The 17,295-nt window shown below is 41.5% G+C and carries 16 protein-coding genes; 8 read left to right on the top strand and 8 right to left on the bottom strand.

Features of this window, described 5'->3' with window-relative positions; translation table 11 throughout:
- The first annotated feature begins 8 nt into the window (after nucleotides 1-8).
- The 5 genes from GUA46_RS14735 (at nucleotide 9) to GUA46_RS14715 (ending at nucleotide 5,428) form a co-directional block, all read left to right on the top strand.
- Nucleotides 9-1,631 carry an alanine/glycine:cation symporter family protein gene (locus tag GUA46_RS14735; protein ID WP_176621133.1) on the top strand — a complete coding sequence of 541 codons (1,623 nt, stop codon included), beginning with the start codon at nucleotides 9-11 and terminating at the stop codon, nucleotides 1,629-1,631.
- Between the two features lie 139 nt (nucleotides 1,632-1,770).
- Nucleotides 1,771-2,673 carry a MerR family transcriptional regulator gene (locus tag GUA46_RS14730; RefSeq protein WP_108245236.1) on the top strand — a complete coding sequence of 301 codons (903 nt, stop codon included), beginning with the start codon at nucleotides 1,771-1,773 and terminating at the stop codon, nucleotides 2,671-2,673.
- A 6-nt stretch (nucleotides 2,674-2,679) separates the two neighbouring features.
- Nucleotides 2,680-4,140 carry a phytoene desaturase family protein gene (locus tag GUA46_RS14725; protein ID WP_176621132.1) on the top strand — a complete coding sequence of 487 codons (1,461 nt, stop codon included), beginning with the start codon at nucleotides 2,680-2,682 and terminating at the stop codon, nucleotides 4,138-4,140.
- Complete coding sequence (locus GUA46_RS14720) at nucleotides 4,137-4,979, top strand: phytoene/squalene synthase family protein (protein ID WP_176621131.1); 843 nt, start codon at nucleotides 4,137-4,139, stop codon at nucleotides 4,977-4,979. The genes GUA46_RS14725 and GUA46_RS14720 overlap by 4 nt, the downstream gene beginning before the upstream one ends.
- Nucleotides 4,976-5,428 (top strand): sterol desaturase family protein, encoded by a 453-nt coding sequence (locus GUA46_RS14715; RefSeq protein ID WP_176621130.1) that lies wholly within the window; start codon nucleotides 4,976-4,978, stop codon nucleotides 5,426-5,428. Before GUA46_RS14720 ends, GUA46_RS14715 begins: the two co-directional genes overlap by 4 nt.
- Here the strand turns inward: GUA46_RS14715 and GUA46_RS14710 are convergent, their stop codons facing one another.
- From GUA46_RS14710 to GUA46_RS14685, 6 genes are all read right to left on the bottom strand, one after another.
- Nucleotides 5,429-5,995 carry a TlpA family protein disulfide reductase gene (locus GUA46_RS14710; RefSeq protein ID WP_176621129.1) on the bottom strand — a complete coding sequence of 189 codons (567 nt, stop codon included), beginning with the start codon at nucleotides 5,993-5,995 and terminating at the stop codon, nucleotides 5,429-5,431.
- A complete protein-coding gene (locus GUA46_RS14705) occupies nucleotides 5,992-6,552 on the bottom strand; it encodes a TlpA family protein disulfide reductase (protein WP_176621128.1) in 561 nt (186 codons plus the stop codon). Before GUA46_RS14705 ends, GUA46_RS14710 begins: the two co-directional genes overlap by 4 nt.
- 80 nt (nucleotides 6,553-6,632) lie before the next feature.
- Nucleotides 6,633-8,900, bottom strand: a complete 2,268-nt coding sequence (locus tag GUA46_RS14700) for an aconitate hydratase (RefSeq protein WP_176621127.1) — start codon at nucleotides 8,898-8,900, stop codon at nucleotides 6,633-6,635.
- Nucleotides 8,901-9,004: 104 nt separating this feature from the next.
- Nucleotides 9,005-9,958, bottom strand: coding sequence for an AAA family ATPase (locus GUA46_RS14695; RefSeq protein ID WP_176621126.1), 954 nt, complete (start codon nucleotides 9,956-9,958; stop codon nucleotides 9,005-9,007).
- Nucleotides 9,959-9,962: 4 nt separating this feature from the next.
- On the bottom strand, nucleotides 9,963-11,360 hold the full coding sequence (locus GUA46_RS14690; protein ID WP_229418522.1) for a peptidylprolyl isomerase: 1,398 nt from the start codon (nucleotides 11,358-11,360) through the stop codon (nucleotides 9,963-9,965).
- Nucleotides 11,344-12,225 (bottom strand): peptidylprolyl isomerase, encoded by an 882-nt coding sequence (locus tag GUA46_RS14685; protein ID WP_108245245.1) that lies wholly within the window; start codon nucleotides 12,223-12,225, stop codon nucleotides 11,344-11,346. Before GUA46_RS14685 ends, GUA46_RS14690 begins: the two co-directional genes overlap by 17 nt.
- 116 nt (nucleotides 12,226-12,341) lie before the next feature.
- Here GUA46_RS14685 and GUA46_RS14680 point away from each other — a divergent pair, with 116 nt between their 5' ends.
- The 3 genes from GUA46_RS14680 to GUA46_RS14670 are packed head-to-tail and all read left to right on the top strand — an operon-like array spanning nucleotide 12,342 to nucleotide 14,202.
- The gene (locus tag GUA46_RS14680; RefSeq protein WP_176621124.1) at nucleotides 12,342-12,794 is read left to right on the top strand and encodes an SRPBCC family protein; all 453 of its coding nucleotides are present in this window, start codon (nucleotides 12,342-12,344) and stop codon (nucleotides 12,792-12,794) included.
- Nucleotides 12,795-12,799: 5 nt separating this feature from the next.
- Nucleotides 12,800-13,057 carry a hypothetical protein gene (locus tag GUA46_RS14675; RefSeq protein ID WP_108245247.1) on the top strand — a complete coding sequence of 86 codons (258 nt, stop codon included), beginning with the start codon at nucleotides 12,800-12,802 and terminating at the stop codon, nucleotides 13,055-13,057.
- 11 nt (nucleotides 13,058-13,068) lie between these two features.
- Entirely contained in the window at nucleotides 13,069-14,202 is a 1,134-nt protein-coding gene (locus tag GUA46_RS14670) for a serine hydrolase (RefSeq protein ID WP_176621123.1), read from the top strand.
- Here GUA46_RS14670 and rimO read toward each other — a convergent pair.
- Entirely contained in the window at nucleotides 14,199-15,500 is a 1,302-nt protein-coding gene (gene rimO / locus GUA46_RS14665; RefSeq protein WP_176621122.1) for a 30S ribosomal protein S12 methylthiotransferase RimO, read from the bottom strand. The two genes, GUA46_RS14670 and rimO, sit on opposite strands and share 4 nt — an antisense overlap.
- Before the next feature lie 99 nt (nucleotides 15,501-15,599).
- Nucleotides 15,600-17,261 (bottom strand): amidase family protein, encoded by a 1,662-nt coding sequence (locus GUA46_RS14660; RefSeq protein ID WP_176621121.1) that lies wholly within the window; start codon nucleotides 17,259-17,261, stop codon nucleotides 15,600-15,602.
- Nucleotides 17,262-17,295: the final 34 nt, after the last annotated feature.

Raw genomic sequence — 17,295 nt, 5'->3', positions numbered from 1 at the left:
TTTCGATTATGGTCAATACACTTTACAACAACACTTTAGCTGCTTTTTCACCACTACATTTTGTGTCAGCATCCAATCAAGGACTGGATGAAAAAATCAATGATGCCTTTATGCCATTTGCTGTGTGGTGGGAGAATTTAATTTTGGCGGAAATTCCCATGTTCGGCCAAGGAATTCCTTTGATTCTTATCATTTTAATTGGGGGTGCGCTATTTTTCACCATCTATTTTGGTTTCGTCAATGTCCGTCATTTCCCCACTGCCATACAAGTGGTCCGGGGAAAATATGATGAACTCGAAAAAAACCGACCTAATTCAAAACCAAAGGTTTATGAGGTAGATGGTGATTTGGTAGATACAATAAAGGATGAGGGGCATTTAGGAGAAGTCAACCATTTTCAGGCACTGGCCACGGCAGTTTCTGGCACTGTGGGACTTGGCAATATTGCCATGGTGGCCGTGGCCATTTCCATCGGAGGCCCGGGAGCTACATTCTGGATGATACTTGCCGGTCTTCTAGGAATGTCAACAAAGTTCGTGGAGTGTACGCTTGGCGTAAAATACCGGGATATTGACAAGAAGGGGAATGTCTATGGAGGGCCAATGTACTATCTCTCCAAGGGAATTGCCCAAAAAGGATTTTCCAAATTGGGCAAATTATTGGCAGGGCTGTTTGCCATGCTTTGTGTGGGAGCATCATTTGGCGGAGGGAATGCCTTTCAAAGTAATCAAGCTGCCGCTCAGATCATAGAACGTTTTGGCCTCACGGGAAATGCGACAGGAAGTATTATCGGGGTAGTCTTTGCCATTTTGGCCGGTGTTGTCATTATTGGAGGTATCAAGCGAATTGCCAAAGTTACCGAAAAGGTGGTCCCTTTTATGGCCATACTGTATGTGGGCGCTGCGCTCTTCATCATTTTTTCAAAAATTGAATGGGTCGATGATGCTTTCGCTTTGATTCTTAAAAGCGCCTTTACACCTGAAGCGACCGTTTCCGGGGGCTTTGTCGGTGTTATGATTCAAGGGTTTCGAAGGGCTGCATTTTCAAATGAGGCAGGGGCAGGATCTGCAGCCATTGCGCATTCGGCAGTCAATACAGGATATCCGGCATCCGAAGGATTGGTAGGATTGCTCGAGCCTTTTATAGATACCGTTCTGGTTTGTACCATGACGGCGATCGTCATCATTTTGTTCAATATGGATGGCGTCTTTGTCTACGGAAATGTTTTGGAAGGGCAAGCCTTGCTCAACGATGGTAGCAGATTGGGCGGGGTCAACATTACTTCACTGGCATTTGAAAGCTCCATAAACGGTTCTTCGTGGATTTTGATGTTGGCCGTATGCCTTTTTGCATTCAGCACTATCCTATCTTGGTCGTACTATGGATTACAGGCTTGGAAATACCTGTTTGGCAGAAGTAAGATCATGGACCTTTCTTACAAGATCATATATTTAATGTTCACCGTTTTGGGCGCTGCCATCACTTTAGATGCCGTCATCAAATTTTCTGATGCCATGATATTGGCCTTGGTCTTTCCCAATATGATAGGTCTACTTATACTGTTTCCTTATGTGAAAAGCGAATTCTTATGCTACAAAAAATTGATTTTCAGAAAAAAGAACTCGTCTTGAAATGATAAACAAAGGTTGAAATATTCACAAATCATTTCCTAAATCACTGAAATATATAAGGAACAATCTAAATTTTATGATAAAAAACTAGGATGGCATCTTTTAAATTGTAAATTTGTTTAACGTTTAATTAAAAAAGATGAACAGCGTAAAAACTTCCTTTAGTATTCGCGATATGGAAAACCTTTCCGGTATAAAGGCCCATACCATCCGAATTTGGGAAAAGCGATATAATTTGTTCAGCCCAGAAAGAACCGACACCAATATCCGAACCTACAATCTTGAAAGTCTACAAAAATTGTTGAACGTTACGCTATTGTACAACAACGGGTACAAGATTTCCAAGATTGCCAAAATGGGCGAGGAGAAAATTCCTGTCCTTGTAAACGAGATTATTTCCGAAAAAAGCGAAAAAAGCCATGCACTCAATTCATTGAAATTGGCAATGCTCAACTTTGACCAATCTCTCTTTCTGAAGACATACAACGGTCTTATGGAAGAAAAATCATTCACCCAGATTTTCAATGAGGTGTTTATACCATTGTTGAACGAATTGGGCTTGTTATGGCAAACAAATACCATAAGCCCTGCGCACGAGCATTTTATATCCAACCTTATAAAACAAAAAATTTATATCCACACAGAGAAGCTTCAATTTGAGTCACCTACCAAAAAAGATGAGGTATTTGTCCTGTTTTTACCTGAGAACGAGATACACGAATTGGGATTATTGTATATCAATTATCAATTGGCATTGCAAGGCTACAAAACCATTTATTTGGGACAGACCATGCCCATCGAAAGTTTGGAGGATTTACTGAAATACTACAACAATATCAGGTTTGTCTCCTATTTTACCGTTGCTCCAACAAAGGATGAAATCGATGACTATTTTGAACGGTTCCGCGAAGTGTTGAAAAAATCTCCTGGTTCCAAACTCTATGTTTTGGGACATCAAATACAAGAAATTGGAGAGCAAAAACCTCTCGAGGGGTCCATCAAAATATTTAAATCCATTAACCAATTGGTAGATACCCTCTAAACACAAATGAAAAAGGTAATTGTCATTGGTTCCGGTTTTTCTTCGCTATCCGCTTCTTGTTATTTGGCAAAAGCTGGGTTCGAGGTAGAACTATTCGAAAAGAACGATACTGTGGGCGGCAGGGCCAGACAATTGGTGAAGGATGGCTTTACTTTTGACATTGGCCCAAGTTGGTATTGGATGCCCGACATATTCGATAAATTTTTCGCCGATTTCGACAGGGAAACTTCTGATTTTTATCAATTGGACAAACTAAATCCAGCCTATAAAATTTTCTTTGAAGACGATACCATTACCATTGGCGATTGCATGGAAAAGATATGTACCGAGTTTGAGCGGATTGAATCTGGCAGCAGCAAGCATCTCAAACAATTTATAGGTGAAGCTCAGGAAAATTATGATATCGCCATAAACAAAGTTGTTTTGAGACCGGGGCTTTCTCCATTAGAGTTGGTGACCAAGGAAACAGTATTAAAAGTTGACCAGTTTTTTAAAACAATCAGTCAACAGGTCCGTAAAAGGTTCAAAAATCCAAAACTCATTTCAACTTTGGAATTTCCCGTACTTTTTTTGGGTGCCAAGCCAAGTAAAACTCCTTCCTTCTATAATTTTATGAACTTCGCAGACTTTGGTTTGGGAACATGGCATCCAAAAGGGGGAATGTACGAAATCATCAAGGCGATGAAAAGTATGGCCGAAGAATTGGGTGTAACCATTCACACCAATAGTCCCGCATCCCATATTTTGGTATCGGACGGTGACGTTTTGGGCATTCGAAGCAATGGAACCAATCATTTGGCAGATTATGTGGTGAGCGGCGCGGATTATCATCATTCCGAGACCTTATTGGACAAAAAATATAGGCAATATTCAGAGGAATATTGGGACAGTAAGACCTATGCCCCTTCTTCTTTATTGTTCTACATTGGTTTTGATAAAAAATTGAACAACATTGAACACCATAATTTGTTCTTTGATACCGATTTTGAAAAACATGCCCAAGAAATATACGACAACCCGCAATGGCCCAGCAATCCATTGTTCTATGCCAATTTCCCATCAGTAACGGATGCATCCATGGCACCAGAAGGCAATGAAACCGGATTTTTTCTGGTACCGATTGCTCCAGGACTGGAGGATACCCCGCAACTCAGGAACCAATATTTTGATATTGTGATGGACCGATTTGAAAAATTGACCCATCAATCTGTAAAAAAATCAGTAATTTTTAAGGAAAGTTTCTGTGTAAACGATTTTGTGGAACAATACAATTCCTACAAGGGAAATGCTTACGGTTTGGCCAATACATTGAGTCAGACCGCTTTTTTAAGACCTAACCTCAAAAGTAGCAAAGTAAAAAACTTGTTCTTTACCGGTCAGTTGACCGTACCCGGCCCAGGGGTCCCACCATCCCTGATATCCGGCAAACTGGTGGCTGATTTAATCATTAAAGAAGTTAACAAATGAAAACTATTTTTGACGATGTATCTTATCACTGCAGCAAGATTGTAACCAAATCTTACAGCACCTCATTCTCTATGGCCACAAAGATGTTGGCTCCTTCCATAAGGGCGGATATATATAACATTTACGGTTTTGTTCGTTTTGCCGATGAAATTGTAGATACCTTTCATGATTATGACAAGGCCAAATTGTTCAACTCCTTTGAAAAGGATATGGAGCAGGCCATTGCGGACAAAATAAGTTTAAACCCTATTCTAAATTCCTTTCAGGACACCTATCATAAATATGATATCCCACATCACTTGGTAGCATCTTTCATGAAAAGTATGCGGATGGACCTTACCAAGAAAAACTATGAGACTTTTGATGAGTACAGGGAATACATTTATGGCTCTGCCGATGTAGTAGGGCTAATGTGCCTTTGTGTATTTGTTAAAGGAGACAAAGAAAAGTACGAAGAGTTAAAGGAATCTGCCATGGCCTTGGGTTCCGCTTTCCAAAAGGTAAATTTCCTGCGCGACCTTAAGGCCGATTATGAGGACTTGAACCGAACCTATTTTCCCAATACCAACTTGTTGGAACTGGACGAAGAATCCAAAAAACGTATTGTGAATGAAATCAAAGCTGATTTTGCCCTTGGTTATTCAGGAATAGTTCAATTACCGGAACAGGCTAAATTTGGCGTATATACCGCGTATTGCTATTACAAAAAATTGCTTCAAAAATTACAGAGCACGCCTCCTTTGGAAATCAAGAATACTAGAATTCGTGTGCCCAATTACCAAAAATTTGGTCTGCTGGCGCAATCTTATGTAAATTACAAACTTCAACTGGTACAATGAAAGTAGCACTCTGGATATTGATTTTTTTATCAACCTTCTGCTTTATGGAATTTATGGCGTGGTTCACCCATAAATATGTGATGCATGGTTTTCTATGGAGCTTACACAAGGACCATCATAAAAAGGACCACGATTCGTGGTTTGAGCGCAATGATGCCTTCTTTATTTTTTATGCCATTGTAAGTATGACCTTGTTCTATTTGGGAAGTTATACGTCCTTTTGGTACGGTTGGCCATTGGGCTTTGGCATTTTGGCCTATGGGATTGCATACTTTACCGTTCATGATATATTTATCCATCAGCGCTTTAAAATATTCCGAAATGCCAACAATCGGTATGCTCGCGGTGTTCGAAGAGCCCATAAAATGCACCACAAACATTTGGGAAAGGACGACGGTGAATGTTTTGGAATGTTGGTTGTTCCGTTTAAATATTTTAAGAAAAACTGATTATTCACTTAGCAATCCATCCAAAAGATTGCGCGTGCTTTCTGAATTCCAATTTGCCGCACCGGTTTTGTTCACAACAATTTTACCTTCCTTGTCTATAATGTAGGTAACTGGAATACTTCCACTTTCCAACTCCGTAGGTGTTGCCGATGCCTGAAAATAGACGGGTATTTGGTATCCTTTTTTTTCTAGAAAAGTAATGACTTTCTCTTTCTCATCGTTGGCCACAAACGCAAAAGTGACCTTATCCTTATAATCTGAATACAATTCGATAAAACCAGGGAGCTCCGCTACACACGGTGGGCACCATGTGGCCCAAACATTTACTAAGACAACCTCTCCTTTCTTGGATTGAAGGTTTATACTTTTTCCTTCCAAATCAACCAAGCTCCAGTTATAATCGGTCAAAGTTGCCCGTTCATTTTCATCAACGGTACTTGGACTTATGACCGTGGCCACCACTTTATTGACCCAAACCCGGGCGTAAAAACCTAGCGGGGTAAAAAGAATAAGCAATATGGCCAAAATCCATATACCATTGCCTATCTGTTCCTTGGTCAGTTTCATTCCGCAATCAATTCATCCAACAACCGGTACACCTTTTTATTACTCCAATCCGAAATTCCCTCTTCGTGGATGACAATATTTCCAGATTTATCAACCAAATACGATGATGGTACCTTACCCGTATCTACTGCCATTTTTTCTCCAATAATCAAATAGGTGACGGGAAAAGTAAATTCATGTTCATCCATAAAAGCTTCCACAGGTTCTTGCTCTTCATTTGTAATGATATAAAAATCCATCTTGCCTTTGTATTTGTCGTACAATTCCTGAATACTTGCAAGCTCAGCTTCCGAAGGTAATCGCCAAGATGCCCAAAGATTGATGAGAATTACATTTCCTTTTGATTCTTCAAAATTGAAAAAGTTCCAGTCTTCGTCCTTGAGTCTCCAATCATAATCCGTAATTTTTTCTTGTTCGGTCTTTTCAATCACGGATGGCGCAAAGGAAAACAATCTGTTCAGCCAAATTTTTCCGTAGTACCCGATGGGAGTTACAAAAAATGACAGCACAAAAAGAATCAATACGATATTGAGAACGGTCTTTTTACTGATTTTCATGGATTATTATGTCTCAAAAATTAAAAACTCCTGATATCTTTAACAACATCAGGAGTTTTCACAGATTATATTAGATACAATTAAGCATTCTGTATTTTGATCAAGTTCAAGGCAGAACCTTCATTGAACCACTTGATCTGTGCATCATTGTATGAATGGTTTGCCTTAATGGTATCCTTGCTTCCATCTGCATGTACCAATTCGATGGTCAAAGGCTTATCCGGTGCAAACTCGGCAGCATCCACAATGTTGAAGGTATCGTCCTCTTGAATAAGATCATAATCGTTCTCATTGGCAAAGGTCAAGGCCAACATACCCTGCTTCTTCAAGTTCGTTTCGTGGATCCTTGCAAAGGATTTAACCAACACAACGGCAACGCCCAAGTGTCTTGGCTGCATGGCAGCATGCTCACGTGAAGAACCTTCTCCGTAGTTATGGTCACCCACAACAACCGTTTTGATTCCTTGTTTTTTATACTCACGTTGGGTATCCGGAACACCTCCATACTCACCTGTCAATTGGCTCTTTACCAAATTGGTCTTCTGATTGAAAGCATTCACTGCCCCGATCAGGGTGTTATTGGCGATATTGTCCAAATGCCCCCTGAAACGTAACCAAGGCCCTGCCATGGAGATGTGGTCCGTGGTACATTTTCCGAAAGCTTTGATCAATAATTTCATTCCCTGAAGATCGCTGGCCTTGATAGGCACGAAAGGTTGCAATAGCTGCAAACGCTCGGAACCTTCGGCAACGATTACCTCTACTCCGCTTCCGTCCTCACGAGGCTCTTCGTAACCATTCTCTTTTACCTCAAAGCCTTTTGGTGGCAATTCCCATCCTGTTGGCTCATCCAACATTACTTCTTCACCATCTTCATTGATCAACTTATCCGTCAACGGGTTAAAGTCCAAACGACCTGCAATTGCAATGGCAGCGGTCATTTCTGGAGAAGCCACGAATGCGTGGGTATTTGGGTTTCCATCAGCACGCTTTGCAAAGTTACGGTTGAAAGAGTGCACGATACTGTTCTTAGGAGCGTTCTTTGGATCTTCGTAACGTCCCCACTGACCGATACACGGTCCGCAGGCATTGGTAAAGATCTTGGCATCCAATTTTTCGAATATCTCTAGGATACCATCTCGCTCTGTAGTATATCTTACTTGTTCGGAACCTGGGTTGATACCGAATTCCGCTTTTGTCTTCAATTTTTTATCCAATGCTTGTTGTGCAATGGATGATGCTCTTGACAAATCCTCATAGGAAGAGTTGGTACAAGAACCTATCAATCCCCATTCAACTGCCAAAGGCCAGTCGTTCTTTTCGGCCTTTTCCCTCATGGTACCCACTTCGGTAGCCAAATCCGGAGTAAATGGTCCGTTCAACAACGGCATTAATTCGGATAGGTTGATTTCGATTACTTGGTCGAAGTATTGCTCTGGATTTGCATAAACCTCTGGGTCAGCTGTCAAGTGCTCTTTAACTTTATTGGCTTCATCAGCAACGTCAGCTCTATCGGTAGCTCTTAAATAGCGTTCCATGGATTCATCATAACCAAAAGTAGATGTGGTAGCACCAATCTCGGCACCCATGTTACAAATGGTTCCCTTACCCGTACAGGACATAGAGGTTGCTCCCGGGCCAAAATATTCAACAATGGCACCTGTTCCACCTTTTACGGTCAGAATTTCTGCCACCTTTAAAATAACATCTTTAGGGGCGGTCCAACCAGAAAGTTTTCCGGTCAATTTAACGCCGATCAACTTAGGAAATTTAAGTTCCCAAGCCATTCCGGCCATTACATCCACAGCATCGGCTCCACCAACACCAATGGCCACCATTCCCAAACCACCTGCGTTTACGGTGTGAGAATCGGTTCCGATCATCATACCACCTGGGAATGCATAGTTTTCCAAAACCACTTGGTGAATAATACCAGCACCTGGTTTCCAGAATCCAATTCCATATTTGTTTGATACAGACCCCAAAAAGTCAAAAACCTCTTTACTTGTCTCGTTGGCATGTTTTAAATCCGCAGCAGCACCCTGCTTGGCCAGAATCAAGTGATCACAGTGAACTGTGGTCGGCACGGCCACTTTATCCTTTCCTGCTTGCATAAACTGAAGCAAGGCCATTTGTGCCGTGGCATCTTGACAAGCAATTCTATCCGGGGCAAAATCAACATAGTCCTTGCCCCTTACAAAGGCTGTTGTTGGTTTACCGTCCCAAAGGTGAGAGTATAAGATTTTTTCTGAAAGTGTCAGGGGTTTGCCCACCAATTCACGGGCTTTTTCCACGCGTTCCCCCATGGAAGCGTAGACCCCTTTGATCATGTCTATATCAAATGCCATTATACAATTGAGTTTTTAAGATTTTCGTAATTCGGTAAATTTACTAAATCGTGAAGTATTTTGGAATTAGAATCGCACTAAATAAGTGTTGTCCTACGTATTTTTTACAACAATTCCGTGATAATTTTTTCTTCGGTAATACCTTCAGCCTCCGCTTTGTAGTTTTTCAGAATCCTATGGCGAAGGATTCCGAGACTTACCGCTTTTACATCTTCGATGTCCGGAGAGAATTTTCCGTTGATGGCGGCATGGGCCTTTGCGGCCAAAATTAGATTCTGTGATGCCCTTGGTCCAGCACCCCAGTCGATGTAGTTTTGAACGTATTCCGATGCTCCCTCTTGCCCAGGTCTTGTTCTGTTCACAAGTCTTACCGCATAATCCACGACATTATCAGGTACCGGTATGCGCCTAATCAAATGTTGTACCTCAATAATTTCATCCGCAGTAAACAAGGTATCAATTGTTGCTTGCAAGTCACTAGTAGTGGACTTTACCACTTGGATTTCTTCTTCAACCGATGGGTATTTTAGTTCTATGGCGAACATAAAACGGTCCAATTGGGCTTCTGGCAACGGGTATGTACCTTCTTGCTCAATTGGGTTTTGGGTGGCCAGCACAAAATACGGTTGATTGAGTTTGTATTGATTTCCTGCAATGGTGACCGCTCGTTCCTGCATGGCCTCCAATAATGCCGCTTGGGTTTTGGGAGGGGTCCTGTTAATTTCATCGGCAAGGATGATATTTCCGAAAACCGGCCCTTTAATAAATTTAAAGTTGCGGTTTTGATCTAAGACCTCGCTTCCTAAAATATCACTGGGCATCAAATCGGGAGTAAACTGGATTCTTTTAAAGTCCAGTCCCAATGTTCGGGCAATGGTGTTTACCATTAAGGTTTTGGCCAAACCCGGCACACCGATCAGCAAGGAGTGCCCTCCCGTATAAATGGATAGTAGTATTTGATCGATCACCGTTTCTTGGCCTACAATGACCTTGGCAATCTCTTTTTTTAATTCTTGGTGTTTTTTTACCAGATTTTCTACCGCAACTACATCCGACATAAGGCTACTCCTTTACCCAATTGTTTGCAAAATCACAGACTCTACTTTCTGGATCTACATGAATATAGGTATCATCGATATGTTCGTCCATCCATTCTTTTATGGCATTGAACTGTTTTTCCCTTAGTGCCAGTTCCTGGATTTTCATGTAGTCTTTTGCAAAGTCCGCCTCGTGTTCATCATAACGGTTGGAAATCTTCATGATCTTGAACTTTGGTGGTCCTCCCCTTTGGTCATCCTCGCGAATGGGGCGGGAAATCTCTCCATCCTTAAGGTTCCTCACTTGGTTGTATAGGGTGGGATCCATCTTGGTCAACTCAAATCGGGAATCAAAATTTACGGGGTTACGAAGCAATCCACCGTCAAATTTGGTCTCCTTTTCATCCGAAAAATTCAAGGCAGCCTCGGCAAATGTGTACTTGCCATCTAAAACCTGCTGGCGAATGGAGTCCAATTCCTTTGTTGCTTTATCAATAGCGCTTTGCGGTATGTCCGGAATCATCAGAATATGCCTCAAATCCAATTCCTGACCTCTTATTTTCTCAATATAAATGATGTGATACCCAAAACTAGTTTCAAAAGGCTGAGATATCTCTCCCTCTCTCAAGCTAAAGGCAACATCTTTAAATTCTTTCACAAAAGGAGTTTCCTTTGTCATGCTGTAAAAACCTCCCTTAGATTTTGACCCTGGATCTTGAGAATATAAAATAGCTTTCACATTGAAGCTAGCATCATTCTCTAATACATCTTGACGGATTTCTTTGAGTTGATTGATTACCTTTTGTTTTTCTTCCTCGGGAGCTTCAGGCTGCTTTACAATTTGGGCGATTTCCAATTCCGCACCAAAAACAGGTCGTTCATCTTCTGGAATTTTATTGAAAAACTGTCGGACCTCTTCTGGGGTCACTTCAATCTCCTCTACTATTTTTCCCTGCATCTTTTCGGAAAGCATACGAAGTTTGTTGATCTCAAAAAGCTCTTCACGGAAACTTTCCATATCGGGCTTTTTATAGTAGCTGAGCATTTTTTCAACGCTTCCTATCTGCTGTGTCAATTGTTGGATTTGCCTATCACTTTGGGCGTTCACCATATCATCGGACACCAACAAACTGTCCTGCACCGCCTGGTGGGCATATAACCTGTCCTCCATAAGCTTGCCCAAAAGTCCGCAACGGGTAACATCTTCGGTGGAAGCACCTTGGTTACGAAGATCGATCAAGGTTTTGTCTATGTCCGATTCCAAGATTACGTAATCTCCCACTACCGCTGCAATTCCGTCAAGCTTTATCCTTTTGGTGTTGCTCGTAGTATCCACACTCATTGCTTGGTCTGCTTCCTGTGCCTGGACCATTCCTATTATTGCAAAAAATGCAATCGAAAGTCCTTTAATTTTCTTTGTCATAAACCTCAAATTCATTCTTCTTAATGGCTTCATCTATAATTTCGGTCTCCAATTGTTTAATGTAATTTAAGCGTCTTCTATTCAAAATCAATTGCCGAATATCAGGTTCCACGTAATCAAACGGGGCTGTTTCATTGACTTCCAACACATTGGTTACCAACCCCAAATATACCTCTAACGAATCTTGTAGCTCAAAAAATTGTGATTTTTTTAAGTGGGACTCCTCATTTGCCTGTGTTAAGGGAGGTATTTCTTGGATAACTCTTGATGCACTGACCCAAATAGAATCGTTAAAATGTATTTTCTTGAACTGGACCGCAATGGAATCCAAATACCTTCTATCTGAATCTTCCCATCGCTTAATTTTTGACTCGACCCCATCCCTATCCAAAAATTGTTCGGACATGCCAACAAACCTTAACTGAACCAATTTTTCGTTGAGTTTGAAGTTTTCTTTTTCTCTCTCGTAAAATTCTTGCAATTGACTTTTGGTAACGGACGTATCTTGGGATTGATTGACTAACGCTTCTATGTAGGCACGCGTATACAGGTCGGCACGATAATCGGACACCAAGCGGTCGAACTCGGCCAACTTTTCTTCGGGCAGGTTTATCTTTGATTTTGACAACAACAACTGTTTTGACGCCCAATTATTTATATAATTGTTTACAAATATGGTACTATCCTGCGCCGTCATATCATCCCTGATCAAGGAAGCAACATCTTCTTTGTACAAAAAAGTGTCGCCCACCCTCGCCAGAGGTTCCTTTTCTTCCTCCTCATTGAACATACCTTCACAAGAGGAAACAAGAATTGCCACAAAAGTGCCAAAAAGGAAAAGTGTGTGTTTTTGGAGCTTAAGCATTTCGCAAAAATAACAATTACAAAGTCCCTTACAAGAAGCTTCTCATTTCATTAACAGATTTTTTGTGCCCTATAGATGTCCAGAAATTGCTACTTTAGTACAAAACCAAACCAAATATGAAGTACACTACGGAAATTGTTGTTGATGTACATAGGGATGAATTTATTAAAAAAATGGACGACCCCGACAACATGAAGCATTGGCAACAAGGACTTATCGGCTACGAGCAACTATCTGCCAGTCCCGGGCAAGAGGGTTCCCGAATGAGTCTAAGTTACGAAATGGGGAGTCGTAAAATGGACATGGTGGAGACTATCATTAAAAAAGAACTTCCCAACGAATTGCATATGACCTATGATACCAAAGGTGTTCATAATATCCAAAAAAATTACTTTAAGGAAGAAGGTGCCTCTACGCGCTGGGTATCGGAATCAGAATTTCAATTTTCTGGGTTTGGGATGAAACTTATGGGGTTTTTAATGCCCGGGGCCTTCAAAAAACAATCCCTTAAATACATGCAAGATTTTAAGGCATTTGCCGAAAATGGCACATCTGTGCTCAACTCATAACAACAATGGAAAAACTTTTGGACAGAAAAATCAAGATCATCTGGGACTTTAGAGGGCCAAGTGCCGCACATACTGCGGAACATTATCTAAAACACCTTAAAGAATTTGTAGAGGTAGAAGAACTTAAATACGACCTGGGCGGGGTAGAGCATTTTAGTCCAGCCCACAGCATTGCCTACTTGGTTGTTGCTGAATTTGAATTAAAGGAGATAAGGGAAGTTCTTAAACCCCACCGGGGCCAGGTATATTCAGGAGAAATTTAATCTTTTCACCAATGAGGTTCAAAATTGCGGTAGTGTGCTCCCTTATTTTGGGAACCTCTTGCTCCAAAAATCCCCCCGATAACCCTCTTACTGAGGCACTATCTTCGGAAAATAACAAAATTAGAAGGGTGATGGATAATTTGGATGAGCACGAAATCCAAGTCAGATACACTCGGATAGACCGAAAAAATGATAGTATTATTTTTACGGATTTTGATTTTCAGGTCGATAAAAATAACTATTTCTACCCTGCAAGTACCGTAAAATTTCCCGCGGCGGTCGCCGCCTTGGAGAAGCTCAACACAATTGATTCTCTATCCATGGACACTCGCTTTTTTGTTGAAGGTGATTCCGTGGAAACAACTTTTGCCAAAGCTATTTCTGAAATCTTTGCCGTATCGGACAATGCCGCCAATAATCGTTTGATTGAGTTTTTGGGTCAAGATGAAGTAAACGACAGAATGAAAAAACGGGGGGTGTCGCCCATTCGAATTGCCCATCGACTCTCTACCGAGAATGCGGACGATGTTACCACCAAACCCTTGGTTTTCTACCTCAACGATTCCACGACCTATTTGAGCGAACCCATCATCAACTCACCCATAAGACCAATAAAGTTAAAGGGCATCAAAAAAGGAAAAGGATATATTGCTGATGAATCATTACAGACAGGACCTTTTGATTTCGCATTGAAAAATTATTATCCAATCGAAGCTCAAACCGCTCTTTTAAAACGCATCATTTTTCCCGAAGCGTTTCCGAAAGACGAACGTTTTAACCTCAGCGATGGTCAGCGCACATATCTGTTAGACACCATGCACACCTTACCACCCCAATTAGGGTACGACCCAGAAGAGTTCTACGATAGCTACGTGAAGTTTTTTATGTTTGGCGACACTACCGACCCTATACCCGACCACATCAAAATTTACAACAAAGTTGGGTACGCTTACGGAACGCTCACAGACTGCGCCTACATAAAGGATACCAAAAACGATATCGATTTTATGATAACGGCCACTATTTTGGTGAACAGCAACGGAATTTTTAACGATAACACCTACGAATATGACGAGGTTGGTATCCCATTCTTGGCCCAATTGGGAAAGGAACTTTATGAATTGGAGCTAAGCCGAAAACGTTAGGTCGGCTCGCCGAACAAATCGTAATCGGAAGCATCGGTGATCTCGATATTCACAAAGTCACCTATTTTTACATAATGCTTGGTAGCGTCTATCAAAACTTCGTTGTCCACATCGGGAGAATCGAACTCGGTACGTCCTACAAAATGGCTCCCCTCTTTTCTATCGATTATACAACGAAAGGTTTGTCCAATTTTTTCCTGGTTCAGTTCCCAAGAAATCTGTGACTGGATTTCCATAATGATGTTTGCACGTTCTTGTTTTACTTCTTCGGGAACATCATCTTCCAAATTGTAGGCATGGGTATTTTCTTCGTGGCTATAGGTGAAACAGCCCAAACGTTCAAAACGCATTTCCTTGACCCAATTTTTCAAAGTCTCAAAATCCTCTTCGGTTTCGCCTGGATAACCTACAATCAAAGTGGTTCGGATGGCCATTTCGGGAACAGCTCCCCTAAAATCCTTTAAAAGCTGGGTGGTCTTGGCATAGGTAGTTCCACGCCTCATACTTTTTAGAATTGCATCGGATATATGCTGAAGTGGGATATCGATATAATTACAAATCTTTGGCTCGTTTCGCATCACCTCCAAAACATCCATCGGAAATCCTGTTGGGAAAGCATAGTGCAAACGAATCCATTCAATGCCGTCTACTTTGGCCAAGGCCTGTAGCAGTTCAGCCAAGTTTCTTTTCTTGTACAGGTCCAAACCATAATAGGTAAGGTCCTGCGCTATCAAGATGAGTTCTTTTACCCCTTTGGCTGCCAATTTCTCGGCCTCTGCCATCAAATCTTCAATTGGCGTGCTGCGGTGTTTTCCGCGCATCAATGGGATGGCACAGAAAGAACAAGGTCGATCACATCCTTCGGCAATTTTAAGGTATGCGTAGTTTTTTGGTGTGGTCGTCAAACGTTCACCAATTAATTCATGCTTATAGTCAGCACCGAGAGCCTTCAATAAATTGGGTAGCTCACTCGTACCAAAATATTGGTCCACATTTGGAATTTCCTTCTCCAAATCTGGTTTGTAACGCTCGCTCAAACAACCGGTCACAAAAACTTTGTCAACAGCACCAGCCTCCTTCTTTTGAACATATTCCAAAATGGTGTTCACACTTTCTTCCTTGGCGTTGGCAATAAAACCGCAGGTATTGATCACTACCACATTGCCCTCCTCTTCATGGGCGACCTCCTTATTGTTGGCACGCAATTGTCCCATCAACACCTCAGAGTCGTACACATTTTTGCTACAACCCAGGGTCACTACATTAATTTTGTGCTTCTTAAGCGATTTTGTGCGCATAGTTCCTTTAAATGGAGTGCAAAAATACAATAACACAAGGCATTACAATCATTTTGGCCTATAATATTTATGGAAATGACAAGAACTCTTACTGTTTGATTATTCCTGATACGCCTCAGGCATTTTCCTGGCCCTGTTCAATTGTTCGAAGGCTTTACCTATTCGAAGTAAATGCGCTTCGGTAAAGGGTTTTCCGATGAAGGTCAAACTTTCGGGCTCGCCATCGGTTTTGTAACCCATGGGAATGGTCAATGCGGGGTATTCGGCGACTGCCGCGTAACCCGCATGGTAATTGTTGATGCTCAACACGGCATCCAAGTTTTTTTCTTCCATGATATTGAAGAATGCCCTGCCCGACTCCTTTAAATTTTGTTTGATTTTTTCAAATTGTTCTGCAGTAGTGGAATCGGACAAAATACCATCAAAACGTTCCTGTCCGTATGGTATTCTCACCAAAGAATCCTGTTGGTTAAATGCTACGACATCTTCTACGGACTCTACTTTAACTGCATCTTTATGCTTGACCTCAGCTTTTATATAAGCAGGCAGATCCTCCCTCATATCCAGATTCAGCAGCGTGGTAAAACCTTCAAGGGGAATATTCTCAGCTTCAAACTTCACAATTTGAGCTCCAGCTCTCCGTAATGCTTCGATGTTCGCAGCATAAATGGAATCACGTTCCATTAAGTTCTTCATTACGCCTAAACGGATTTCTTTCAGAGTTTCCGGGTTCATCCAAGCTGATAAAATGCCTGGTTCCGAGCTCACCGATTTATAATCGGCTTCATCCTTTCCTAACATCGCATCCAACAAAATCGCATTGTCCGTCACATTTTTTGTCATGGGGCCAGGAGTATCCAAGGTACTGGAAATGGGCACAATCCCTGTTCGGCTCAACAAGCCGATGGTCGGCTTTAAGCCCACCACGGAGTTTTGACTGGAAGGTGAAAGTATGGAACCCGATGTTTCAGTACCAACTGCGGCCACAGCATAATTGGCTGCCGTAGATGTTCCACTACCTGCACTAGAGCCTCCTGTATCAAAAATCCTTCTTCCGTAGGGGTTCAAAGTTTGTCCACCTACAGCACTCTGACCATTGGGGCAGGCACCACATATAAAATTGGCCCATTCGCTCAAGTTGACCTTGCCTAAAATCAACGCTCCTTTTTCCTTTAAACGTTCAACGATAAATGCATCATCGGTCTGATTGTCCTTTAGTGCAATAGCACCTGCCGTCGTCTTCATTTCTGCGGTTCCAATGTTATCCTTCAACAAAATGGGCATCCCATAAATAAGATGATGGATTTCCTTGCTTTCATCCAGTTGACGTGCTTCTTCCAACACATTTGGATTCAATGCAATAACGGTATTTAGTGTCGTATTGTTCGGGAGTTCATACTTATAGATTCGATACAAATAAAACAATGTCAAATCTTCGTAGGTAAAAGTACCATGGTCGATATGGGTTTGAAGGGTCGGGATATCCTGCTCCAGCACCAAAGGCTTCATCTTTTGATATTGTGCTTCGGTAAACTGGGACACTTCGTCATAAAGTGGCAAAAACACTTCGTTCTTATCCAAGACTTTGCTCTGGATGAATTTATAGCGCATCCTTTCGCTTTTGTTATTAGCACTGGCAGCCACCTCCGCGGAATCATTGTAGGACGTCCAAACAGTTTTTTTACCCCGGGATTCCACATTTTTCTGCTTGCACGAAGCAAGTACCACCAAAAAAAGGAAACAAATTAAATTTCTAATCATCAGCATTTGAAATTTTCATCTATTCAATTCATTA

The organism is Flagellimonas chongwuensis (genome assembly GCF_013376415.1).
Classification (GTDB): Bacteria; Bacteroidota; Bacteroidia; order Flavobacteriales; family Flavobacteriaceae; genus Flagellimonas; species Flagellimonas chongwuensis.
This window is presented reverse-complemented; position numbering and strand designations above follow the sequence as displayed.